The sequence below is a fragment of the Rhizobium sp. CB2179 genome, assembly GCF_057653455.1.
In genome coordinates, this window is sequence record NZ_CM172781.1 from 22774 (window position 1) to 46259 (window position 23486).

The window sequence follows — 23486 nt, forward strand, 5'->3', positions numbered from 1 at the left end:
TTTGCAGCGAAGCTGAAATGACGACTGGCCCATGACCGTCGCGAAGAGCAACGACTTCCCGCCACTAGATCCGAACGCAGGCGTGCCTTTCTATCGGCAAATCTACGATCGGTTCCGCGCCGCCATTGCCTCGGGCCTTTTGAAGCCCGGGGACCGGATACCCTCGGCGCGGGCGCTGACAAAAGAACTCGGTTTGGCAAGAGGTACGATCGAATCGGCATATTCTTTGCTCGCAGCCGAGGGATACATCGAATCACACGGTCAAGCAGGTACCGTTGTAACACCGGGCCTCAGTACGCTCACGCCTGTGCCTGTCCCAGCCCTGCAGCAAATAAGCAATGCAGCGGAGGTTAGCTTTCGTCCGGATTCCATTTTGCCGTTCCAGATGGGCTTGCCAGCCCTCGATGCATTTCCTCGGAAGATCTGGGCGCGGCTGGGCGCGGGATGCGTCCGCGCTATGCAGCCGTCTGATATGGTCCATCCTCCAATATACGGCCTACCCGCACTGCGAACGGAGATCGCAACTTACCTGCAGGTTTCGCGAGGAATTGGCTGCTCGCCTTCTCAGGTATTCATAACATCAGGTTATCGCCACACCATAGAACTGATCGCCGACACTTTGTTGAAGGCAGGAGACCACGTCTGGCTTGAGGATCCGGGGTATCCGCCAACGCGAGAGATATTCAGACACATGCAAATCACGACCGTCCCAGTGCGAGTGGATCAAGACGGGATGGTGATATCCGATGGCTTGAAGGCGGCCCATGGCGCTGTTGCAGCCGTTGTGACGCCCGCACACCAAAGTCCACTGGGCATGTCTTTGATTTTGCCGCGGCGATTGGCGCTCCTGGACTGGGCCGCGAAAAGTAAGTCTTGGATTATCGAGGACGACTATGACGGCGAGTACCGCTACGTTAGTCGTCCGCTGCCCGCGCTAAAGAGCTTGGATCGCAATGGGCGTGTCCTCTATTCCGGCACCTTCAGCAAGGTTCTCTTTCCGGGTCTTCGACTAGCTTATCTTGTCGTCCCGGAAGACCTGGTCGAGCGGTTTGAGCATATCAGCCAAACTTTAGCGGGAGGGAGTCCTGAGCTTACACAAGCCATCGTCACCGCGTTCATCAAAGAGGGGCACTTCGCGCGTCATATCCAACGGATGCGAAAACTTTATGCTCAGCGCAGGAAAGCAACGGCGATAGGCCTCGAGACGGTCCTTGGAAAGCACATGAGCATTGCCTCCCAACCGGGTGGGATGCACTTGATTCTCCAGCTGAAAAACCAGCACTCAGACCGCTTGCTTTCAGCGCGTATGCGGGAAAGCGGACTTTACGCGGAGGCCTTGGCCGATTGGACGATGCTTTCGGAAGCGCCGGCGGCCCTGCTCGTCAACTTCACGAACATTGGCAGCCAAAGCGTGGCGGAGCACCTCGCAAAGCGGATATTGCAACTCATGTGAATAGTGAATTTTCAGAACTTGTGCGGCAGGGCGCGATCTTGCCGTCAGCGGCAGTTCCAAGGGCAGCTCCTTCAAAAAGAAACGATCGCCTTTTGCCGGTAGTGTCCATCAAGGATTGCATGGCCCAGTGCGCAAGTTGCTTCATGGCCCTTCTCGACTGGTGCGAGATTGGACATGATCCGTCCTACAGTCGCAACATGGATTTCTTCATGGCGGATCGCATTGATTGTGCCAGTGCTTCCCCTGACGGTTTCAACGCCTTCGCGGGCGTTCGCGCCGCTGTTGAGAAGAGCGACCTTCCCAAGCAACTGTTCGATCTGGTTTATCTACGAGTTTCGCAAATGAATCGCAGTGCGCTTTACGTCGACGTACATTCCCGCAGTCTCCTGGAGTTAGGGCTGACCGTTGAGAAGCTCGGGCAAGTGCCCATATGGCGAAACGCTGGTCACCTATTCAACGCCCGCGAACGAAGCGCGCTGGCGTGGGCGGAAACCGTAACACGTGTCGCCGAAACCGGCGTTCCTGATAGCGATTATGAGGCTGCTGCTGTCGAATTCAACAACAAGGAACTAGCGGACCTGACATATGCGATTGCCCTGATGAACGCTCTGAATCGAATCGGGATGGCGTTCCGCTCAACGCTCTCTGGAAAAGCTTGAAGCAGCCTCGCCGGTTGTTCAGATTTTGCCAACGCATCCATTGGCCAAATGTGTCTTGGATTTTGCGCGACAGTGTCGCGACAAACAGACGTGACCACAACTAAAGGGTACCCACGATGACATCGACTTTTCCGCACGAGCTCCTCGCCTTGCGTGCCTCGATAGACAACATTGACGCCGCGTTGATGCATATGCTGGCAGAACGTTTCCGTTGCACAAAGGCGATTGGGGCGCTCAAGGCTAGGCAAGGACTCCCCGCCTCTGATCCCGAGCGCGAACAATCACAGATCCAAAGACTGCGCTCACTCGCGTCGACATCGGGTTTAGACCCTGACTTTGCCGAGAAATTTCTGACCTTCACGATCGACGAAGTGATCCGACACCATCGGGCAGCCGCGGCAAGGTGATCGCGACGCAGCGCTCTTAGAAGGTCTCGTTCGGCGGTCCGAAAGAACAGTTGGAACAATATCGGGAAATCCACGGCATTGTCTGTGACTGATCGCAAGGCCGTTCCTAATGCTCCCCCAAGATGATCTCGGTGATGCCGACGGGTTTCGATATTCGATAATTAGTCGGGCTTTTCGCTTGAGGCTCACCGTAAGCCAGACCTGAAGCGGCCGCGTGCAATTTCTCGACCGGCTTCTCGCCGCCGGATTCTAACCACGCCCAGAGACCAGAGGACAAGCCTTGATCAGGTCCTCGGGCAGGCCCAGCGCTTTTCCGATATCCGGGATCGCGCCCTTCTGTCAGTTGGCGGTCGATTCCGCCGGCCGGTCGTCGCCGGGAGCTGCGTCACCATCCGCCTTGGCGCGACGGCGGATCGCGTGGCGCTTGCGGGTGATGCGCAGCCGCTTGATGCGGCGGGGATCGGCGTCGAGGATGTGGAATTCGAAGCCCGGCAGCGCCTGGACGACCTCGCCGCGCACCGGGATGCGGCCAAGTGCTGAGAAGATCAGGCCGCCCAGCGTATCGACCTCGTCGACCTGCTCGCTGATGTCGAAATCCGGCCCGATCGCTTGGGCGATCTCTTCGAGCTCGACGCGGGCGTCGGCGATGAACATGTCCTCGGCGACGCGCTTGAACATCACCTCTTCGTCGTCATGTTCGTCATCGATGTCGCCGACCACCATTTCGACGATATCTTCATGTGAGGCCAGCCCGTCGGTGCCGCCATATTCGTCGATGACGAGCGCCATCTGCGTGCGGTTCACCTGCATGCGGCGCAACAGGTCGGACGCCAGCATCGACGGCGGCACGAACAGGATCTTGCGGACGATGCCGGCCTCGGCCAGCGTCTTTTGCAGGTCGACACGGGCGAGATCGAAATTCGGCTTGGCCGAACGCGTGGCCTTGTGGATGTTTTCGGGCGCGACCTCGATCGCCGGCACGGCAGCGGCCGGCTTCGCCGGGCCGCGGCGCTTGTTGCGCGCCTGCTTGGCGACATAGGAGAGCAGGTCGCGAATGTGCACCATGCCGCGCGGATCGTCGAGCGTATCGGCATAGACAGGCATGCGCGAGCGGCCGGATTCCTCGAAGAGGATCATCAGCTCGCCGATGGTGATGTTCTGGTCGACCGCCTCGATATCGGCGCGCGGCACCATCACGTCGGCGACGCGGACCTCGCGAAAACGCAGGATGTTGTTGAGCATCGCCCGTTCGTCGGGCGAAAAGGCGTCGTCGCCGGCCGCATCGGTCATCAGCGCGTCGGCGAGATCCTCACGCAGTCGCGAGCCCTGCTGCGGGCGAAGGATACGCGCGGCGCGCGACCAGAAGGATTGCGATCGGCCGGATGGCCGACTACTACTGCCCGCCTCGTCGGAAGAGGAGGATGGCTCGGAGTCCTTGGCGTCTGCCGCCGGCTTCGTCGTAAAGTCGCTCATGGTTCCATTTTAAGGTCTTGACCCTCGTAGGGATCAGATAGGCCGAGCTGGGCCAAAATGCGAGTCTCCAGCCCCTCCATAATTTCGGCTTCGGCACTATTCATATGGTCGTAGCCGAGAAGATGCAAGAAACCGTGCACCAGAAGATGGGTCAGGTGGTCGTCGAAACTCTTTTCGAGCTCGGCCGCTTCCCGCTCCAGCGTCTCCCGGGCGATGATGATGTCGCCGAGCATCGGGCCGGGCATCTTGCCGGGCTGAACCGGAAAGGCCGGAAAGGAGAGCACGTTGGTCGCCTTGTCCTTGCCGCGCCATTCCGCATTGATGTCCTGGATCGAGGCATCGTCGGTGAAAACAAGCGAAACCTCGGGCGGCAACGTCGGGAAGGGCTGCTTCTCGCTGTCGCTGAGATAGACCACTGCTGCGCCGAGCACGCGTTCGCAAAACGACAGCAGCGTCTCCTCGCCGGGCCAGCCGATGTCCTCGACGCTGATCTGGATGTCGAGTTCGGCCATTAGCCCTGCCGGCTGACGTCTTCGGCGACGGCATACGTGGAATCATAGGCCCTGACGATGCGCCCGACCAGCGGGTGGCGGACGACGTCGGTATCCGTGAAGCGCACGATCGAGATGCCCTCGACGCCGTTCAGAAGCTGCAAGGCCTCGACGAGGCCGGATTTGACGCCGCGCGGCAGGTCGATCTGGCTCGGGTCGCCGGTGACGATCATGCGCGCATTCTCGCCGAGACGCGTCAGGAACATCTTCATCTGCATCGACGTCGTGTTCTGCGCTTCGTCGAGGATGATGGCGGCGTTGGCGAGCGTGCGGCCGCGCATGAAGGCCAGCGGCGCGATTTCGATGACGCCGGCAGTGATCGCCCGATCGACCTTGTCGGCCGGGATCATATCGTAGAGTGCGTCATAGAGCGGGCGAAGATAGGGATCGACCTTTTCCTTCATGTCCCCGGGCAGGAAGCCGAGGCGCTCGCCGGCCTCGACAGCCGGGCGCGACAGGATGATCTTTTCGACCGCGCCGCGCTCCAGGAGCTGAGCGGCATGGGCGACGGCGAGATAGGTCTTGCCGGTGCCGGCCGGGCCGACGCCGAAAACGAGCTCGGCGCGTTCCAGCGCCCTGATATAGGCGTCCTGCGTCGGCGTGCGGGCGATGATCGTCTTCTTGCGCGTGGAAACCTGCGCCATCGTCAACTTGGCTTTGCGCTCCATGGTCGGCAGGCTGAGCTGATCGTCGGCGGCGACCGCCATGCGGATTGCGCCCTCGACGTCGGATTGTTCCACGCTGCCGCCTTTCTGAAGTTTTTCATAGAGATAGTCGAGCGTGCGCCGCGCCTGGTTGGTGGTCACAACATCGCCTGTGATGACGACCGAATTGCCGCGTGCCCGCGCATCGATGTTCAGCCGTTGTTCGAGCAGCTTGAGGTTCTGGTCGAATTGACCGAAGAGCTCGCTGGCGAAGCGGTTGTTCTCGAACGTCAGGACGAAGTGATTGGTATCGCTCGGCGTGCGGGGGTGGCGCGGTGAAGAAGAAACCAATTCTTGTCCGTTCAAGCGGTCGGGCTCCTTGGGTTAAACCGCAGCCTCTGCGCGTTCCGCAAACAGGCTGTTTGTTCCGGTTCCTGTGATTCGCACTTTGATAATGTCACCGATTTGCGATGCTTTTGCATCAACATTCACGGATTGAAGCCAGGGAGAACGTCCGATTAGTTGTTCCGGCATGCGACCGGGCTTTTCGAGCAACAGGTCGATCTCTTTGCCGATGCAGGATTCGGCAAATTCCTGCTGCTGCTTCAGGAGAAGCATTTGCAGGCGTTCCAGCCGTTCTGCCTTGATCTCTTCCGGCACCTGGTCCTTCAGCTCCGCGCCGGGCGTGCCCGGCCGCGTCGAGTATTTGAACGAGAAGGCCTGTGCATAACGGACCTCCTCCACAAGTCTCAATGTATCCTTAAAATCCTCATCTGTCTCCCCCGGAAAGCCGGTGATGAAATCGCCCGACAGCGCGATGTCGGGCCGCACCGTGCGGATGCGCTCGATCAGCGTGAGATATTCGGCGGCCGTATGGCGCCGGTTCATCGCTTTCAGGATGCGGTCCGAGCCCGATTGCACCGGCAGGTGCAGATAGGGCATCAGTGCGCTCAGGTCGCGATGGGCATTGATCAGCCGGTCGTCCATGTCGCGCGGATGGCTTGTGGTATAACGCAGCCGCGCAAGGCCGGGGATCTCGGCCAGCCGGTAGAGCAGGTCGCCGAGGCTCCATGCCTCACCTTGCGGCCCGGCGCCGTGCCAGGCGTTGACGTTCTGCCCGAGCAGGGTGATCTCGCGCACCCCGCTGTCGGCGAGCTTTTCGGCCTCCTCGACGATCTGCGAAACCGGCCGCGACACTTCCGAGCCGCGTGTATAGGGCACGACACAGAAGGTGCAGAATTTGTCGCAGCCCTCCTGCACCGTCAGGAAGGCGGTGACGCCGCGGGCGCGGATCCTTCGGCTCTCGGCGATCGGCAGATGCTCGAACTTGTCCTCGATCGCATATTCGGTATCGACGACGCGCTGGCCTTGTTTGGCCAGGCGTAGCGCTTCCGGCAGGCGGTGGTAGGTCTGCGGGCCGATGACGACGTCGACGGCGGGTGCGCGGCGCAGGATCTCCTCGCCTTCGGCCTGGGCGACGCAGCCGGCAACGCCGATCATCATCTCCCGTCCGTCCGCCGCCTTCTTCTTTTTCATATCGCGCAGCCGTCCGAGCGCCGAATAGACCTTCTCGGCCGCCTTCTCGCGGATATGGCAGGTGTTGAGCAGAACGAGGTCCGCCTCTTCCATATCGTCCGTCGGCTCGTAGCCGTCGCGGGCGAGCGCATCGCTCATGCGCATGGAATCGTAGACGTTCATCTGACAGCCATAGGTCTTGATGAAGACCTTGCGGCTGTTGCTGCCGTCGTGGAGGCTGTCGCTGGGAATTGCCTCGGGGGCCTGGAGAAGGGCGCTATCCTGTGTCATGGCGCGCTATTTAGTGGTTTTTGCCGCCAGAGAAAATCGAAATCTTCTTCTAGAGCCTTTCCTGGTCAGATTGCAGCATTCTGTTGGCTCAAACGGAGTCGAATGCTCGACCGGCCGGCGCGCGTCGTAGCCAAGCTCTACGGCCAAGCCGGCCGATCGAGCAGGCGGCCCGTTTCAGCCAACCCGAAGGGCCGGGCATCTTTCCGCCAGGATCAGAGGCGATCGGCTCGGACGTACCAACAGGTATGCCCTTCGCCAATCGCCTCTGCCCTGACGAAAACCTGCTCCGGCAGAATGCTGCAATCTGACCAGGAAAGGCTCTAAGAGATTTCCCGCCCGCGCAGGCGGCTGTTCAGGAGGTTGCGGATGCGCAAGGCGATCGTCGCGCTCACCTCCTTGCGGCTGGTCTCGGCGCGGTAGTCCACCGCCTCGCCGAAGGAAACTTCGGCGTCGATGGCGCCGCAGCGTACGATGTCGATGAGATGCGGCAAGAGGTCGAGATCCCCCGGCCAGGCGGCGAGCCGCCGGTGATAACGCCCCATGGCGATGCCGTGCACCCTGGTATAGGCAACCGCCACCGGCTGCACCACGACCGTTCCCGTCGGTGACGTGGGCACCGCCATCGCGGCGGCGCCGAACAGCGAGGACTTGACCTCCAGCAGCCGGTTGCCATCCGAGGTTGTGCCCTCGGGGAAGAGCACGACGATCTCACCGTCGGCCATGCGCCCGGCGATCTCGTTTGCCTGATGACCAGTCTTGCGCCGCTCCTCGCGCACGACAAAGACGCTCTTTTGCAGCTTGGCGAGCGTGCCGAAGATCGGCCAGTCACGCACCTCGATCTTGGCGATGAAGACGACGTCGGCAACGGCCGACATCACCATGATATCCAGCCAGGAGGAATGGTTGGAACAGAGCATCAGCGGCCGGCGATCTTCCAGCTTGCCCGTGACGCGGACGCGGATGCCGAGGCAATAGCAGACGATCCGGTGCCAGGTGCCGGGAAGCCTGCGCCGCAGCCGCCAGTCGAACCGCAGCGCCAGTACCTGCAGCGGCATGAGCACGATGCTGACGGCAAGGATGACGACCGCGGCGAAGGCGATTCGCAGCCAGGCGATCAAATGCTGGTCTCCCGGGCTGCCATTGCTTCAGAGATCTTCTTTCTTCAGCGGAACGCCGTAGAGCTCGAGGCGGTGGTCGACCAGCCGGAAGCCGTGCTCGCGGGCGATGCGCTCCTGCAGCGCTTCGATCTCCGGCGAGCGGAATTCGATGACCGTGCCGGTCTTCAGGTCGATAAGATGGTCGTGATGTTCTTCCGGCACCGTTTCGTAGCGCGAGCGTCCGTCGCGGAAGTCGTGGCGGGCGATGATGCCGGCATCCTCGAACAGTTTCACGGTGCGATAGACGGTCGAGATCGAGATCTTCGCATCGACCTTCACCGAGCGGCGGTAGAGTTCTTCGACGTCGGGATGGTCTTCCGAGTCTTCCAGGATGCGCGCGATCACGCGGCGCTGCTCGGTCATGCGCATGCCGCGTTCGGTGCAAAGCTCCTCAAGGGTCTTGGCTACATCAGTCATCGCCGGCCTATAGAGATATTCGTGTTTCGACAACGCCGCACGGCATTTGCGCCAGCCTGCATGTTATCTCGCTGCCAGGGAACTACCGAAGAACGCGCTTCATGACAAGCGCCGTGGAGAGGGCGCCGTTTTCTTGTTTGTAATAACCCTGACGTTCGCCGACCTTTTCGAAGCCGAGCTTGCGGTAGAGGCCAAGCGCTGCCGTATTGCCGTTATCGACCTCGAGAAACATGCTCTCGCCGCCGCGCGACCGCGCTTCCCGCATCGCCGCCTGCATCAGCCGCCAGCCAAGCCCGGCACGGGCGACCTTCGCCTGCACGGCAATCGTCAGGATCTCCGCTTCGCCGGCGACATGGCGGGCAAGGATGAACCCCGGAAGCGGCTTTTTCAGGATGGCATTGGTCTGGCGCGCGACGAAGCCGAAGACGGTATCCTGCATCAGCAGGCCGTGAAATTCACCGTCGCCCCAGGGGCGGGCGAAGCGCTCGCCGTGCAGGATGGCAACATCGCGGCAATCCTCGCGCTCCATGGCGATGATCTCGAATTCCGGTTTCAGCGTCAGATAGGCTTCCAGCATCGTCATACTCGTCGCGCAATTGCGTACCCGGCCTGCGGCTTGGCATCGGGTCCGCGCAGATAAAGGGGCTTCGGCTTTCCGGAATCGGGGGAGGCGGCAGCGCCCAGGCGCGCCACGATGGAGATCGGGAATCTGTTGGTATGATCGCCGCCGGCGTCGGCCTTGAGGAGGGGCGTCGCCGAACCGGTAATCTCGCCGTCGAAGCCGGCGGCAAAAGCCTGCGCTTGCGCAACGCTGACTGCCCGTGGCGCGTCGAGGGGCGAACCGTCGGCTGCGAAGGACTGGAGGTAGATTTCGTCCCGCTTGGCATCCATCGCCGCCAGCACGGCGCGATGAGGCGTCTTGTCGCGCTGGGCTGATGCCATGACTTCGAGCGTGGTGACGCCGACGGCCGGCACATTGAGGGAAAGCGCAAAACCGCGGGCTGCGGCAACGCCGACACGGATCCCGGTAAAGGAGCCGGGACCGATGGTGACGGCAAGGCGGTCGACATCCGAAAGGGCCAGTCCCGCCTGATCGAGTGCGCGATCGACGATACCAATCAGATGTTCAGCATGCCCCTTGCCGATCATGTCCGATGCCTCCCCCAGCACCGTATCCCTGCCGCTGTCATAGACGGCGGCAGCGCAGTCCACACCTGCCGTGTCGAGCGCCAGAATGATCATGCCATCAATTTCCGAATAAACCAGTGTCGCCTATCGATAAATCCGTTCGGCCGAACCTGAGATGAACGGCTGGACGAATTCAGGATTTTTAAGCGGCAATCACTTCCTGCACTTCCGGAACGAAATGGCGCAGCAGGTTCTGGACGCCGTGCTTCAGCGTTGCCGTCGAAGACGGGCAGCCGGCGCAGGAACCCTTCATGTTCAGATAGACCTTGCCATCCTTGAAGCCGCGGAAGGTGATGTCGCCACCGTCCTGGGCAACGGCCGGGCGCACGCGGGTCTCCAGAAGCTCCTTGATGGTCAGCACGATCGATTCATCGCCTTCGTCGAAGAATTCGTCGCCGGCATCGGCGTCTTCGGAAAGGATGGAGGCATCGCCCATGACCGGCTTGCCGGACATGAAATGCTCCATGATCGAGCCTAATATAGCCGGCTTAAGATGCTGCCAGTCGGCATTGTCCTTGGAGACGGAAATGAAATCATAGCCGAAATAGACGCCGGTAACGCCCGATATTTCGAACAGGCGGGCAGCGAGCGGCGAGGCTTGAGCCTCCTCAGTGCTGCGGAACTCGGCCGTGCCGTTTTCCATCACCACCTTGCCCGGCAGGAACTTCTGCGTAGCGGGGTTCGGCGTGGCTTCGGTCTGAATGAACATCTGATTCTCCATGCGGCCGGCCCATGGTCTCGGCCGTCTTTAGAACGCTTCAAAAGAAGATAAGCCGATTGACGGCTCTAATCAAGAGACTTGTACTCAAGAAATGCTAGAACAGGATGATTTCAGGCCCGTTCGGCCTAAGATCTGAATCCTGTTCTAAATTAGATAGTTAGAGCATGATGTCGTCCGAAAACCGCTCACAGTTTTCGGCATCATGCTCTAGCAGAGAGCGTCGATTTCCTCGTTGGTCAACGTATCCGGCAGCACGGTGACCGGGATCGGAAACGCTGCCGCGCGACCGGCGACCGAGGAGACCAGCGGCCCTGGACCTTCCTTCGCAGAACCGGCGGCGAGAACCAGGATCGCCACATCGCGGTCTTCCTCGATCACGGCGTTGATCTGTTCGGCAGCACCGCCCTCGCGGATGACGACCTCAGGCTCGATGCCGATGGTCTCGCGCACGATCTGGGCGATCTTGGCAACCACCGCCTCGGCTTCCTCGCGCGCTTCGGCCCGCATGATCTCCTCGACGCCGAGCCATTGCTGGAAATCCCCGTCGGGGATCACATAGAGCAGCACCAGCCCGCCATTGGAATTCTTCGCGCGCCGGCCGGCATAATGAACGGCGCGTTGGCATTCGGGTGTACCGTCGATTACCGCCATGAATTTGCGGCGGTGACCTTCGAGCCGTGAGAGTCGCTTCGATACCATGGCGCGGACTCTGACACCCGAAGCGGAAAATTTGCAAGTCCAGTTTTTGCCATGATGCCCCAGAAGAAATCCTCTTCTCCCCAGGGGAAGGTCCCCTTCTCCCGCAGCGGGGAAAAGGGGAGATCTATCTCAATAGAGGAAGCCGATGACGTCGCGCACCTGTTGCATCGTCACCTCGGCGCGGGCCCTTGCGCGTTCGCCGCCCTTGCGCAGGATCGCGTCGATATGGCTGGTATCATCCATCAGCCGGCGCATTTCGCCGGTGATCGGTGCGAGCACGTTGATCGCCAGGTCGACCAGCGCCGGCTTGAAGACGGAGAATTGCTGGCCGCCGAATTCGGCAAGCACGTCCGCCTTCGACTTGTCGGCGAGTGCGGCATAGATCGCCACCAGATTGTCGGCTTCCGGACGGCCCTGCAGCCCGTCGATCTCGCTCGGCAAGCCGTCAGGATCGGTCTTGGCCTTGCGGATCTTCTTCGAGATCGCGTCCTCGTCGTCCATCAGGTTGATGCGCGAGAGATCGGAAGGGTCCGACTTCGACATTTTCTTGGTGCCGTCGCGCAGCGACATGACGCGCGGCGCCGGCCCGCCGATCAACGGCTCGACCATCGGGAAATAGGCATGCACCGGCTCGTTGCCGACGGTGATGTCGACGCCGTAACCGGTCCTGCTGATATGCTCGGCATAGTCGAGGTTGAACTTCATCGCGATGTCGCGGGCAAGCTCCAGATGCTGCTTCTGGTCCTCACCAACAGGCACATGGGTGGCGCGATAGACGAGAATGTCGGCGGCCATCAGGCTCGGATAGGCGTAGAGCCCGAGCGAGGCCTGCTCGCGGTCCTTGCCGGCCTTGTCCTTGAACTGCGTCATCCGGTTCATCCAGCCGATGCGGGCGACGCAGTTGAAGATCCAGGCGAGTTCGGCATGCTGCGGCACGGCCGACTGATTGAAGACGATATGCTTTTCCGGATCGATGCCGGCGGCGATGAAGGCGGCGGCGATCGAGCGCGTCTGGCTCGGCATGTCCTCATGCACGAGCTGGGCGGTGAGCGCATGCATGTCGACGACGCAGTAGATGCAGTCATTGCCTTCCTGCAGCGCCACGAACCGGCGGATCGCGCCGAGATAGTTGCCGAGATGCAGATTGCCGGTCGGCTGCACGCCGGAGAATACGAGTTTCTTGAATTCGTTCATGTCGTCCTCAATAGGCTGGTGGAGGGCCCACGCTGTCACAGTTTAAATTGCCGCAGAATGCAGCAGGGCTTTTCGCCCATGTTGTTAACGCCGCGGCTTATGCACGGGCAACCGGTCGCAATCAAGGGGTTTAGGCGGCAGTGTGTTGGATCAGATCGAAAGTGTTGCCGTAGGGATCCGCAAAGACCGCCACCGTGCCGTAAACCTCGTGACGCGGCTCTTCCAGAAAGCGCACGCCGACTGCCAGCATCGCGGCATGGTCGCGGGCGAAATCGTCGGTCTTCAGAAAGAAGCCGACACGCCCGCCGGTCTGATTGCCGATGGCCGCGCGCTGCGTCTCGTCTGCCGCCTGCGCCAGCAGAAAGGCGGCTCCATCCCCACCCCTCGGCTTCACCACCACCCAGCGCTTGCCCTCCGGCTGCAACTCGTCCTGAAGGCAATCGAAACCGAGACCATCGCAATAAAAAGCCTTGGCGCGGTCGTAGTCGTCGACCACGAGGGTGACGAGAAAAAGAGACTGGATCGCCATGTGCTGCCTCGCGTTTGAGATGTTTATTCCAGTTTTGAGCGGCGATATCCCAGTTTTTAAGCCGAATTGATCAACCGTCTTACTCATAATTGAGTATAAAATTTCACAAAAAAGCTTTTTTTGAACCGAAAATCCTGCGCCTGGTGCCGGCGCCGTTGGGGTCGCTGGATAGCCGATCGGAGCGACCATGCAGAACGCAATTTTGCTCGCCATGGCAGGCCTTTTCGCCTTTCAATCAGCAACGGGTGCCGTTGGTCAAGACATGAAAAGGCATGCCGTTCATCTTGCAAAACATCAGGCGCGTCTCGCCTACACGGTCCAGACCGTCAGCGTTCGTGCCGGCTGCTTTCCAGGGCGCCTGCGAGCGGTCCTGTCGCATATTGCTGCAAAGACCGGCCGACGCCCGGTGATAACCTCGGGCCACAGGCCGCATCCCCGCCGCCATGGCTCCCTGCACGGAAAATGTCTGGCGGCCGATTTCAGGATGCCCGGCCTGTCGGAGCGCACGATCATTGCTGCTGCAAGAAGCGCGCCGGGCATCGGCGGCATCGGCAGCTATTGCAACGGCATCATTCATGTCGACGTCGGACCGCAGCGACGATGGGTGGATTGCTGAGGAATCATGCGCTCCACCTTTTCCCATTCTGGTTTAAGGATTGCCGATTCAGTGGCGGCGAAAGGACGTGCCGCGACCGCCTCTATTGGCCGCTCCGCGGCGTCACCGCCACCCGCAAGAGGCGCATGAATAGTTTTGTATCGTCATCGAGGCTGGAACCATTCCATTGCGCGTGTTTGATCCCATCCATTGCAGCCATCATGATATTGGCCAGTTGAAGAGGCGAGGCCTGCAGTGGTCCGAGATCGATTTCCTTGGTTTCCGCAGCTGCATTCAGCGTCTGTGTCAGCATAGTCGATAGCCGTGTCCGCGCGTCGAGCGTGATATCCGCAGCCAAGGCCATATTGGCGGCAAACAGCTCTTCTGCATCGGGGCTGCCGCCAAAAGGGGCGATTAACTCTCGCTGAAACACTGCTATGGCCATTTCCATTCGGTCAAACGCGTTTCCCTGTCCTGCCAGAGCCGCTCCCACCTCATCCAGTGCGCGAGTATGCGCTCGCCTGGAACCGGCTCGGAAAAGCTCTTCCTTACTGTTGAAGCTCAGATAGAGCGATGCTCGCGAAATTCCTGCGGCGCGCGCAATGTCGGCCATCGAAGTCTTTCGAAAGCCGAAACGCACGAACACCGGCAGGGCAGCATCCAGAATTTGGGCGATTTTCCGATCATTCTGCATCATTTGGACAGACTGACATTTTGTGACCATTCTGTCAAACGACGAGTAGACAAATAATGTATATCTGTCTAAGTCGATGAAGGCGCATCGGTGCGCAGTCAGGAGATACCCGTGAGTATCACGTCAGATAATTCTAATGATGCCACCGTACTGGTGACCGGCATTGGCGGATTTCTCGCAGGCCACATTGCCCTGCAGTTGCTCAAGCAGGGGTATCGGGTCAGAGGAAGCCTATGCAGCATCGGTACAAGCGCTGCGATAGTCGGTCGTCTTGGAGCGCACACCGACGGGCAACTGGAAAACCTCAGTTTGGTGCAGGCCGATCTTGACAGCGATGGCGGTTGGGCTGCGGCCGTCGAAGGATGCGACTATGTCATTCACACCGCATCACCTTTCCCGCCGGGATATTCCGAAAATGAGAATGCATTGATCCAGACAGCCCGCGATGGTGCGTTGCGCGTGCTTCGCGAGGCGCATCGGGCACGGGTCAAACGTGTTGTTCTGACATCCTCCATAGCTGCCACCAACCATGGCGACGGGCGGGCGCCCTTTACCGAAGAGAATTGGACCGACCCGGAAAGCCCGCGGGCGACGCCCTATTACAAATCTAAGACGCTCGATCTGGCCGTGATCAATCCAAGCGTCATCCTCGGGCCGTTGCTCGGGCCGAATTTCGGGACGTCTGTTGGATTGATCCACCATTTGATGACGGGACGATTCAACGGTATCCCGCGCTTTGGCTTCTCCGTCGTGGATGTGCGTGATACCGCCGATGCCCACATTCGAGCGATGACCGATCCTGCTGCCGGCGGCCAACGGTTCATCATCGGTGGACGGTTTTTCTGGCTCAAGGACCTTGTGGCCATTCTTGCCCATTCCTTTCCCGACCATGCCTCCCGCCTGCCGTCCGGCGAAGTCTCTGACGAGATCGTCAGGGTCATGGCGCAATCCGACCCCGATGCACGAACCATTGTTCATGAGCTCAATCGCGACCTCAGTGTCAGTGCGGCAAAAGCCCACCGCGTCCTCGGGTGGCGCTCACGTCCAGAAGAGCAATGCATCCGCGCCAGCGCCCAAAGCCTCATCGACTTGGGATTGGTGCCGGCCTAGCACGATGCGTAGATTCAAATAGCTTTTGCTTTCAATTGGAGAACGGACATGACAATCCCGACCGTCGACGCCTTCTCGCCGGCCAATGAGGCCAACCTTCTTCGCGAGACGGAGCACGCGAGGCTGCGTGCCCTGATCAACGCCGATATTGTTCGGGCACAACAGCTTCACGCTCCGGACTTCCAGTTGATAACGCCGATCGGTGCCACGCTTTCCAAGGAAGAATATCTAGGTGCGATCGCCTCCGGGCAGATCAACTACTTGATCTGGGAGCCCGCTGACATTGCCGTGCGGCTTCATGACGGAGTCGCTGTTCTTCGGTATCGTGCTCAGCTGGAGGTTGTCTTCGGCGGCCACAAAGTCGCCCTCAACGACTACTGGCACACTGACACTTATGAGCGGCATGACGGACGATGGATGGTGGTCTGGTCCCAAGCCACAGCCATCAACTAGCCAGAGTCACGGTAGTTACGACTGGCCTCAACCGTCCTTTGCCGGCGCCGGCTTGCGGTTCAGATTGCGTCGGATCATGCCGAGATTTGCCCCGCCAACCAGGAAGGCGGCGGCGAAATAGATCAGCATGGCGATCGCAATCAGCAGCCCAAGGGTGCCGATCTTGGTGAGAAGCGGCGCGCCGGAAGCAAGCGATGGCGCCCAATATTGCTTGAGGAAGACGATGGCCGCGCCCATCACGGCCGCGGCGACGATCAGCAGGGCCGTGCGCTTTGCCAGCGCCCATTCCCATGTCAGGTGGCCGCGGCGCAAAAGTGTGGTGAACAGCAGCACGGTGCTGATCCAGCCGGCGGTGGCTTCGGCAACCGCGATGCCGGGCGCGCCCATATAGGGAAAGAGGGTGAGCGCCGTGGCGCAGTTGGTCGCAACCGCGATGGCCGAAAAACGCATCGGCGTCTTGGTGTCCTCGCGGGCATAGAAACCGGGCTGCAGCGCCTTGATCAGCACGAAGGCCGGCAGGCCGATGCCGTAAATCGCCAGGATCGAGCCGACGACCGCGGTGTTTTCCTGATGGAAGGCGCCGCGCTCGTAGAGCACGCGGATGATCTCGTCGGAGAGGATCCAGAGCGCGAAGGCGGCAGGGATCGTCAGGAACAGCACGAATTCGATCGAGCGGTTCTGCAGGTTCCCGGCCTCGCGCAGGTTGCCGCCCTTCAGCGCCCGGGCCAGTTCCGGCAGAAGCACCACGCCGACGGCGACGCCGACGACCCCGAGCGGCAGCTGATAGATACGGTCGGCATATTGCAGTGCTGCGATCGCGCCGTCGCGGGACGACGCAATCGCCTGGCCGATAAGCTGATTGATCTGGGTGATGCCGCCGGTCACCGCAGCCGGCACCGCCAGGATCAGCAGCCGCTTGACATTGGGCGTCATCTTCGGGAAGCGGAAGCCGATGCTCATACCGGCCGCAAGTACGCCGACATAGACGACGGCAAGCTGCAGCACGCCGGCGGCAAGAACGCCCCAGGAGAGATACCAGGCGGTCGCCAGCGGATCGGCGCCGGTATAGAGCGCATAAAACAGCGCCCCGATCATCACCACGTTGAGGAAGACGGGCGCGATGGCGGCGGCGAAGAAATGATGCAGCGAATTCAGCATGCCGCTCATCATTGCCGTTAGCGACATGCACATCAGATAGGGAAACATCACCGCCGCCATGCGGATCGTGATCGAGAATTTTTCGGGATCGTCGGCAAAGCCCGGCGCGATGACGAAGCGCACCAAGAGCGGCATGGCAAGCTCCATCACGATGGTGATGAGGAGCAGCACCGAAAACAGCACGCCGAAGACCTCTTCCGAAAAGCGCTTGGCGCCATCCGTGCCGTTCGCCTCGATCTCCTTGGCAAAGAGCGGCACGAAGGCGGCGTTGAAGGCGCCCTCGGCAAACAGCCGGCGGAAGAGATTCGGAAAGCGGAAGGCGGCGTAGAAGACGTCGGCCATCGGTCCGGTGCCGAGGGCCGCAGCCATCAACGTTTCACGGGCGAAGCCGAAAATGCGGCTGCCGAGGGTGGCGCCGCCGACGGTCGCGAATTTCTTGACGAGGCTCATGCGTTGGGGCTCATGCGTGGGGGCTCATGCGTTCAGGCTCATATGGGGGAACCGGCCTTCTTTTCGGCGGCGGGCGGGGTCCGGGCGGTGGCGGCGGGTGCGATGATGCCGGAGGGCATGCGCTCGCGCAGCTCGTCTTCTTCCTCGGCCATGACGGCCTTCATCCGGGCGGTGATGTTGGCGCGCTTGCTGTCGCCGGATATTTTCTGGCCGACCAGATCGGTGACGTAGAAGGTGTCGATCACTTTCTCGCCGAAGGTGGTGATGCGGGCCGACTGGATGTCGAGCGACAGGTCGGACAGCACGGCGGTGATCTCCGACAGCAGTCCCGGCCGGTCGAGGCATTCGACCTCGATGACCGTGAACTTGTTCGACAGGCTGTTGGTGATGTTGACCGACGGCGGGATGACGAAAGCCTTGCTCTTCTTGCGATTGCGCGCGCGTGTGGCGATGACCTCGGGCAGCCGCTTGCGCCCGGACAGCACGTCTTCGATCATCCGGCCGATCGTCGCGGCCCGGCGCAGTTCGTCGGCATCGTCGGTAAATTCGCGGCTGACATGGATCGTGTCGAGCGCCCGCCCGTCCGATGTCGTGAAGATCTGCGCATCGACGATGTTGGCCCCGGCCGCAGCACAAGCGCCGGCAATGACGGCGAGCAGTCGCGGATGGTCGGGCGACAGTACGGTGATCTCGGTGATCGCGTGGAAACTGTCGGTGCGCACCGTGGTGGCGAGCGCCTGACCCGCTTTATCAGACTGGCGGATGAAATGGGCGTGACGGATCTGGTCTTCCAGCGGCACGGAGAGCAAATAGGGCTGGTAGTGCAGCTTGGTATAGGTATTGCGATCCTTCTGGCTCCAGTCGGCGAGTGCCGAATGCAGCGCCTCGGCAGCAGCATTGGCGCGTTCCTTGCGGGAGACCTCCGAAAAGCCGCCGGCGAGCAGCAGCTCGGTTTCATAATAGAGCGTGCGCAGAAGCTGGCCTTTCCAGCCGTTCCACACACCGGGACCGACGGCGCGGATATCGCAGATCGTCAGGATCAACAGCATCTTCAGCCGGTCGAGCGACTGCACGCGGTCGGCGAAATCGGTGATGGTCTTGCGGTCGGTGAGGTCGCGGGTCTGCGCCACCATCGACATGGTCAGATGTTCTTCGATCAGCCAGACGACGATTTCCGTCTGCTTCTGCGACAGGCCGAAGCGGGCGCAGAGCTTGCGGGCGACGCGGGCGCCGGCAATCGAATGATCCTCCTGGCGGCCCTTGGCGATGTCGTGGAGGAGAACGGCGACATAGAGCGCCTCGCGGTCCTCGATGCCGGGCATCAGCTTGTTGGCGAGCGGATGCAGATCCTCGGCGCGCCCCTTGTCGATCTCGGAGAGAATGTCGACGGTGCGGATCAGATGTTCGTCGACCGTATAGTGATGATACATGTTGAACTGCATCATCGCGACGATCTTGCCGAATTCGGGGATGAAGCGGCCGAGCACGCCGGCCTCGTTCATCCGGCGCAGGATGAGCGCCGGATCACGCTTCGACGTCAGGATCGACATGAACAGCCGGTTGGCCTCGTCGTTTTCCCGCAGGCTGGTGTCGATCAGGGCGAGTGAGCGGGTAACGCGTTTCAGCGCGTCCGGATGGAATTCCAGCCCATTGATGTCGGCGACGTGGAAGAGCCGGATGATGTTGACCGGATCGCGCTTGAAGACCTCGGGGTCGGCGAGCGCAATGCGGCCGCGGTCTTCGACGAATTCGACGCTGCCGGCGATCTTGCGGTTGCGATGGGTGAAGCGGCTGATGACGCCGGTGAGGCCCGGGATCGACTTCGCCTGCTGGTCTTCAAGCGCGGCGCAAAGGATGCGCGTGAGATCGCCGACATCCTTGGCGACGAGGAAATAGTGTTTCATGAAGCGCTCGACGGCCGAAAGGCCCGGGCGGGTGTGATAGCCGAAGGCTTCGGCGATCTCGCGTTGGATATCGAACGACAGACGTTCCTCGGCCTTGCCGGTCAGGAAATGCATATGGCAGCGCACCGCCCAGAGAAAGTCGTCGGCTTTCTCAAGCAGGCGGTACTCGTGCTTGGACAGCACGCCGAGCTTGATCAGTTCCGCCTGGTCGCGCACGTGATAATAATATTTCGAGATCCAGAACAGCGTGTGCAGGTCGCGGAGCCCGCCTTTGCCTTCCTTGACGTTCGGCTCGACGAGATAACGCGTGTCGCCCGCCTTGCGGTGGCGCTCGTCGCGCTCGGCAAGCTTGGCGGCGATGAATTCCGGCCCGGTGCCGGTGACGATCTCCTTGTCGAAGCGGGACTCGAGCTCGGTTTCCAGCCGCTGCAGGCCGCAGATGTAGCGCATCTCCAGGATGGCGGTGCGGATCGTCATGTCGGACTTGGAAAGCGCAATGCATTCCTCCACCGTGCGGGTGGCGTGACCGACCTTGAAGCCCATGTCCCAGAGCACGTAGAGCATGAATTCGACCGCTTTGTGCGTCTCTTCCGCCGGCCTCGGCAGAAAGAGAAACAGCAGGTCGATATCGGAGCCCGGCGCCAGCGTGTCGCGGCCGTAGCCGCCGACGGCGGTGACCGCGAACTTGTCCTTCTGCTGCGGAAAGATATGGGCGGTGGCGAAATTGTAGAGGACGGTGGTGATCTGGTCCTGCAGCCAGGAAATCCGGTAGGCGCAATTGAGCCCGCCGCCGTCGGCCATCAGTGCCTCGCGCGCCTTCTGCCGGCCTTCGGTGCTCGCCTTCTTCAGCACCGCCAGAAGATCGGCGCGCAGGACGTCGGGCCGGTTGCGGTTGGCCTCGGCAACGGCGTCACACTGCTTCTGCAAGAGCTCGACGTCGAGGATATTGGAGAAATCGAGGTCGCGCATCGCTATCGCCGGGGCGGTTTCCTGTTCATGCCGGACTGCCGGTTCACGGCCTGCCGCTTGTTTCGTCTGCATGCGCTATAGCCCCTTTGCCCGGCGATTGACACGGGCCTTCATACTGCAAGAACGTTTAAATTTGGCGAAATGGTGTTGGTTCGCCGCAAGAGGCGACGGCGCTTTGACGCAAGGGCGCGGGCTTTCCCGGAATCCTCAGGCTTTCCCGGAATCGTCAGCCGGCGGCCCGCGCATTCAGCAAATGCAGCACCTGCCGTGTCTCGCGCATGATCTCCTCGAGCGCCTGCCTGTCGCATTCGCGATAGCCGGCCTTGGCAATCGAGGTGCCGAGCTCCGAGATCACAGCGCAGCAGCGGGTGATTTTCAGCATGCCGATCGGCGACGTCCAGCCGCGCGCGTTGCGGTCCTTATCGGCGCGCCGCATCGTATCGAGCATGGAGCAGATGAGCGAGAGGCGCTCGGTTTCGCGAACCAGTTTTTCCATGAACATGGCGCGCTACTCCTATTTCAACTTCTTCTTGAGGTCGTAAAGCGCATCCATTGCCTCGCGCGGTGTCATGTCGTCAAGGCTCATCGCCTTCAGTGCCTCCTCGACCTTGGAGGTCCCGCGGGCCGTTTCCTCGCGGCGCACCGCCACCTGGAAGAGCGGCAGGTCGTCGATCAACTGGCTCGCCGGGTTCTTGCGATCGGCATCTTCCAGCCGGGTGAGCACGTCGCGGGCGCGCGCCACGACCGAGGCCGGAAGCCCGGCAAGGCGCGCGACCTGGATGCCGTAGGAGCGGTCCGCCGCACCCGGCCCGACCTCGTGCAGGAAGATGACGTCGCCGTCCCATTCTTTGACGCGCATCGTCGCGTTCGACAGCCGGCCAAGCTTTTCCGAAAGCACGGTCAGTTCGTGGAAATGCGTGGCGAAGAGGCCGCGGCAGCGATTGGCCTCATGCAGATGCTCGACGGCGGCCCAGGCGATCGAAAGACCGTCGAACGTGGCGGTGCCGCGGCCGATCTCGTCGAGGATGACGAGGGAACGGTCGCTCGCCTGGTTGAGGATCGCCGCCGTTTCGACCATCTCGACCATGAAGGTCGAGCGCCCACGCGCCAGATCGTCGGAGGCGCCGACGCGCGAGAAAAGCCGGTCGACGATGCCGATATGGGCCGATGTCGCCGGCACGAAGGAGCCCATCTGCGCCAGGATTGATATCAGCGCGTTCTGGCGCAGGAAGGTCGACTTGCCGCCCATGTTCGGGCCGGTCAGCAGCCAGATCGCCCCGTCCCGGTCGCCGGTCCTCGGCGACAGATCGCAATGATTGGCGACGAAGGGGCCGGCAGCCTGCCGCCGCAGCGCCTGCTCGACGACCGGATGGCGCCCGCCCTCGATGGCAAACATCTTCGAGCCGTCGACCTGCGGGCGGCAATAGGCCTGCTCCTCGGCGAGAAGCGCCAAGCCTGCGGCGACGTCGATGACGGCAAGCGCCCGGGCGCCCGACTTGATCGCCTCGGCTTCCGCAACGACGGCCGCCGTCATCCTGTCGAAGGCTTCGAGTTCGATCGTCAGCGCCTGGTCGGCGGCATTGGCGATGCGGCTTTCGAGATCGGCAAGTTCGGTCGTGGTGAAGCGCATGGCGTTCGCCATCGTCTGGCGGTGGATGAAGCGGGCCTTCGCCTCCGCCGTCTCCGTCATCGGCGAGGCATTGCCGGCGGTGACTTCGATGAAATAACCGAGGACGTTGTTGTGCTTGATCTTCAGCGACCGGATGCCGGTCTCCTCGGCATATTGCAATTGCAGGCCGGCGATGACGCGGCGCGACTGGTCGCGCAGTGCCCGGACCTCGTCGAGCTCGGCGCTGGCGCCTTCGCGGAGAAAACCGCCGTCGCGTTTCAACAGCGGCAATTCCTCGGCGAGCGTTTCGGCAAGCAGCTTTTCCAGGGCCGCGGGAAGGGCCTGCAGCCCGGATAGCGCCTGGCCGAGTTCTTCGGGCAGCATCGCCTTGCCGAGCATCGCCGCAACTCCGCCCGCCGCTTCGAGGCCCTGGCGGATCGCCCAGAGATCGCGCGGGCCGCCGCGGTCGAGCGCCAGGCGCGAGAGGGCGCGCGGCATGTCGGGCACATGTTTCAGCGTGTCGCGCAGATTGCCGCAAAGCAGGGGTTCGTCGATCAGGAAACCGATCGAATCGAGCCGCGCATTGATGCGGGCCGGGTCGGTCAGCGGCGACATCAGCCGTTCGGCAAGAAGCCTGGCGCCGCCGCCGGTGACGGTGCGGTCGATTGCCTTCAACAGCGAACCGTTGCGATCGCCGGAAAGCGTGCGGGCAAGCTCCAGATTGGCGCGGGTGGCGGGATCGATGAACAGCGTCGAGGCTGCACTTTCCCGTTCCGGTTTTCCAAGCGGCGGCCGCTCGGCAATCTGCGTCTTCTCGACATAGGCGACGGCGGCCGCGGCCGCTGCCAGCTCGGCGCGCGAGAAGGTGCCGAAGCCGTCCAGCGTCGCGACGCCGAAATACCGCGCGATCCGGCCTTCGGCGCTGGCGCTGTCGAAGAGCACGGAAGGCTGCGGCACGGCTGTCCGGCCGAGCACGTCGAAGACCGGCTTGAGTTCGGGATCGTGGAAGATCGTGTCGGGCAGGATGAGCTCACGCGGATCAATGCGCAGGATATCGGCAAGCAGGCGCGAGGCTTCGGTCTCGGCAAGCCGGAAGACGCCGGTGGAAATATCGATCCAGGCAAGCGCCAGCAAGGCCTCGCCGCTGCCGCGAATGCGGGTCAGCGCCATCAGATAGTTGGATTCCGAGGGCGAAAGCAGCTTTTCCTCGGTGATCGTGCCTGGAGTGACGAGGCGGACGACGTCACGCTTGACGACGGATTTCGCACCGCGTTTTTTTGCTTCGGCCGGATCCTCGATCTGCTCGCAGACGGCGACGCGGAAGCCGAGCGAAATCAGCTTCTGCAGATAATCGTCGGCCGCATGCACCGGAACGCCGCACATCGGGATGTCCTGGCCCATGTGCTGGCCGCGCTTGGTCAGCGTGATGCCGAGCGCGCGTGAGGCTTCCAGCGCATCCCCGAAGAACAGCTCGTAGAAATCGCCCATGCGATAGAACAGCAGCGAATCCGGATTGTTCGCCTTGATCTCGATAAATTGCTCCATCATCGGCGTCGCCGAGGCACGGCTTTCCGCCGTGGCGAGCGCTGCCGCCGAAAAGGCTTCATTCCCTGTGTCTATTCGTGCGTTCACGGAGGTGGAGTTTT

23 protein-coding genes are annotated in these 23486 nt (G+C 61.5%); 6 read left to right on the forward strand and 17 right to left on the reverse strand.

The window, feature by feature from the left end; all coding sequences use genetic code 11:
- Positions 1-31 precede the first annotated feature (31 nt).
- From pdxR to AC244Q_RS00135, 3 genes are all read left to right on the forward strand, one after another.
- Positions 32-1453 (forward strand): MocR-like pyridoxine biosynthesis transcription factor PdxR, encoded by a 1422-nt coding sequence (gene pdxR, locus AC244Q_RS00125; protein WP_012755774.1) that lies wholly within the window; start codon positions 32-34, stop codon positions 1451-1453.
- Between the two features lie 209 nt (positions 1454-1662).
- Positions 1663-2112: a carboxymuconolactone decarboxylase family protein gene (locus AC244Q_RS00130; protein ID WP_026157551.1), complete on the forward strand. Its 450-nt coding sequence runs from the start codon at positions 1663-1665 to the stop codon at positions 2110-2112.
- 116 nt (positions 2113-2228) lie between these two features.
- Positions 2229-2519 (forward strand): chorismate mutase, encoded by a 291-nt coding sequence (locus tag AC244Q_RS00135; RefSeq protein WP_012755776.1) that lies wholly within the window; start codon positions 2229-2231, stop codon positions 2517-2519.
- Positions 2520-2858: 339 nt separating this feature from the next.
- Here the strand turns inward: AC244Q_RS00135 and AC244Q_RS00140 are convergent, their stop codons facing one another.
- The 12 genes from AC244Q_RS00140 to AC244Q_RS00195 form a co-directional block, all read right to left on the reverse strand.
- Positions 2859-3992, reverse strand: a complete 1134-nt coding sequence (locus AC244Q_RS00140; RefSeq protein WP_012755777.1) for a hemolysin family protein — start codon at positions 3990-3992, stop codon at positions 2859-2861.
- Positions 3989-4504 carry an rRNA maturation RNase YbeY gene (ybeY, locus tag AC244Q_RS00145; protein ID WP_012755778.1) on the reverse strand — a complete coding sequence of 172 codons (516 nt, stop codon included), beginning with the start codon at positions 4502-4504 and terminating at the stop codon, positions 3989-3991. Before ybeY ends, AC244Q_RS00140 begins: the two co-directional genes overlap by 4 nt.
- A complete protein-coding gene (locus AC244Q_RS00150) occupies positions 4504-5553 on the reverse strand; it encodes a PhoH family protein (RefSeq protein WP_003556049.1) in 1050 nt (349 codons plus the stop codon). Before AC244Q_RS00150 ends, ybeY begins: the two co-directional genes overlap by 1 nt.
- A gap of 18 nt (positions 5554-5571) precedes the next feature.
- Positions 5572-6993, reverse strand: a complete 1422-nt coding sequence (gene miaB, locus AC244Q_RS00155; RefSeq protein WP_012755779.1) for a tRNA (N6-isopentenyl adenosine(37)-C2)-methylthiotransferase MiaB — start codon at positions 6991-6993, stop codon at positions 5572-5574.
- A 320-nt stretch (positions 6994-7313) separates the two neighbouring features.
- Positions 7314-8111, reverse strand: a complete 798-nt coding sequence (gene olsA, locus AC244Q_RS00160; RefSeq protein WP_017995863.1) for a lyso-ornithine lipid O-acyltransferase — start codon at positions 8109-8111, stop codon at positions 7314-7316.
- A gap of 27 nt (positions 8112-8138) precedes the next feature.
- Complete coding sequence (locus tag AC244Q_RS00165) at positions 8139-8567, reverse strand: Fur family transcriptional regulator (RefSeq protein WP_003544875.1); 429 nt, start codon at positions 8565-8567, stop codon at positions 8139-8141.
- A gap of 82 nt (positions 8568-8649) precedes the next feature.
- Positions 8650-9150 (reverse strand): GNAT family N-acetyltransferase, encoded by a 501-nt coding sequence (locus AC244Q_RS00170; RefSeq protein ID WP_017995865.1) that lies wholly within the window; start codon positions 9148-9150, stop codon positions 8650-8652.
- Positions 9147-9809, reverse strand: a complete 663-nt coding sequence (tsaB, locus tag AC244Q_RS00175) for a tRNA (adenosine(37)-N6)-threonylcarbamoyltransferase complex dimerization subunit type 1 TsaB (protein ID WP_113548408.1) — start codon at positions 9807-9809, stop codon at positions 9147-9149. The genes AC244Q_RS00170 and tsaB overlap by 4 nt, the downstream gene beginning before the upstream one ends.
- Positions 9810-9897: 88 nt before the next feature.
- Complete coding sequence (locus tag AC244Q_RS00180; RefSeq protein WP_012755783.1) at positions 9898-10464, reverse strand: NifU family protein; 567 nt, start codon at positions 10462-10464, stop codon at positions 9898-9900.
- A 219-nt stretch (positions 10465-10683) separates the two neighbouring features.
- The gene (locus AC244Q_RS00185) at positions 10684-11175 is read right to left on the reverse strand and encodes a universal stress protein (protein WP_003544884.1); all 492 of its coding nucleotides are present in this window, start codon (positions 11173-11175) and stop codon (positions 10684-10686) included.
- A gap of 129 nt (positions 11176-11304) precedes the next feature.
- Positions 11305-12369: a tryptophan--tRNA ligase gene (trpS, locus tag AC244Q_RS00190; protein WP_113548407.1), complete on the reverse strand. Its 1065-nt coding sequence runs from the start codon at positions 12367-12369 to the stop codon at positions 11305-11307.
- A 130-nt stretch (positions 12370-12499) separates the two neighbouring features.
- Complete coding sequence (locus AC244Q_RS00195; RefSeq protein WP_113548406.1) at positions 12500-12898, reverse strand: VOC family protein; 399 nt, start codon at positions 12896-12898, stop codon at positions 12500-12502.
- 187 nt (positions 12899-13085) lie between these two features.
- Between AC244Q_RS00195 and AC244Q_RS00200 the strand changes: the two genes are divergently transcribed.
- Positions 13086-13514 carry a YcbK family protein gene (locus AC244Q_RS00200; RefSeq protein WP_113548405.1) on the forward strand — a complete coding sequence of 143 codons (429 nt, stop codon included), beginning with the start codon at positions 13086-13088 and terminating at the stop codon, positions 13512-13514.
- 82 nt (positions 13515-13596) lie between these two features.
- Here AC244Q_RS00200 and AC244Q_RS00205 read toward each other — a convergent pair whose 3' ends face one another.
- Positions 13597-14190: a TetR/AcrR family transcriptional regulator gene (locus AC244Q_RS00205; RefSeq protein ID WP_245460682.1), complete on the reverse strand. Its 594-nt coding sequence runs from the start codon at positions 14188-14190 to the stop codon at positions 13597-13599.
- Positions 14191-14298: 108 nt separating this feature from the next.
- Here AC244Q_RS00205 and AC244Q_RS00210 point away from each other — a divergent pair, with 108 nt between their 5' ends.
- Both AC244Q_RS00210 and AC244Q_RS00215 read left to right on the forward strand, forming a co-directional pair.
- A complete protein-coding gene (locus tag AC244Q_RS00210) occupies positions 14299-15297 on the forward strand; it encodes an NAD-dependent epimerase/dehydratase family protein (RefSeq protein WP_128407937.1) in 999 nt (332 codons plus the stop codon).
- Between the two features lie 48 nt (positions 15298-15345).
- Complete coding sequence (locus tag AC244Q_RS00215) at positions 15346-15750, forward strand: nuclear transport factor 2 family protein (protein ID WP_128407938.1); 405 nt, start codon at positions 15346-15348, stop codon at positions 15748-15750.
- A gap of 27 nt (positions 15751-15777) precedes the next feature.
- On the opposite strand, the gene murJ is transcribed toward AC244Q_RS00215, so the two are convergent.
- The 4 genes from murJ to mutS form a co-directional block, all read right to left on the reverse strand.
- The gene (gene murJ / locus AC244Q_RS00220; RefSeq protein WP_128407939.1) at positions 15778-17358 is read right to left on the reverse strand and encodes a murein biosynthesis integral membrane protein MurJ; all 1581 of its coding nucleotides are present in this window, start codon (positions 17356-17358) and stop codon (positions 15778-15780) included.
- Between the two features lie 38 nt (positions 17359-17396).
- Positions 17397-20303 carry a [protein-PII] uridylyltransferase gene (locus AC244Q_RS00225; RefSeq protein ID WP_012755789.1) on the reverse strand — a complete coding sequence of 969 codons (2907 nt, stop codon included), beginning with the start codon at positions 20301-20303 and terminating at the stop codon, positions 17397-17399.
- A 154-nt stretch (positions 20304-20457) separates the two neighbouring features.
- Complete coding sequence (locus AC244Q_RS00230) at positions 20458-20733, reverse strand: hypothetical protein (RefSeq protein ID WP_003544896.1); 276 nt, start codon at positions 20731-20733, stop codon at positions 20458-20460.
- 12 nt (positions 20734-20745) lie between these two features.
- Positions 20746-23472 carry a DNA mismatch repair protein MutS gene (gene mutS, locus AC244Q_RS00235; protein ID WP_128407322.1) on the reverse strand — a complete coding sequence of 909 codons (2727 nt, stop codon included), beginning with the start codon at positions 23470-23472 and terminating at the stop codon, positions 20746-20748.
- Positions 23473-23486 lie beyond the last annotated feature (14 nt).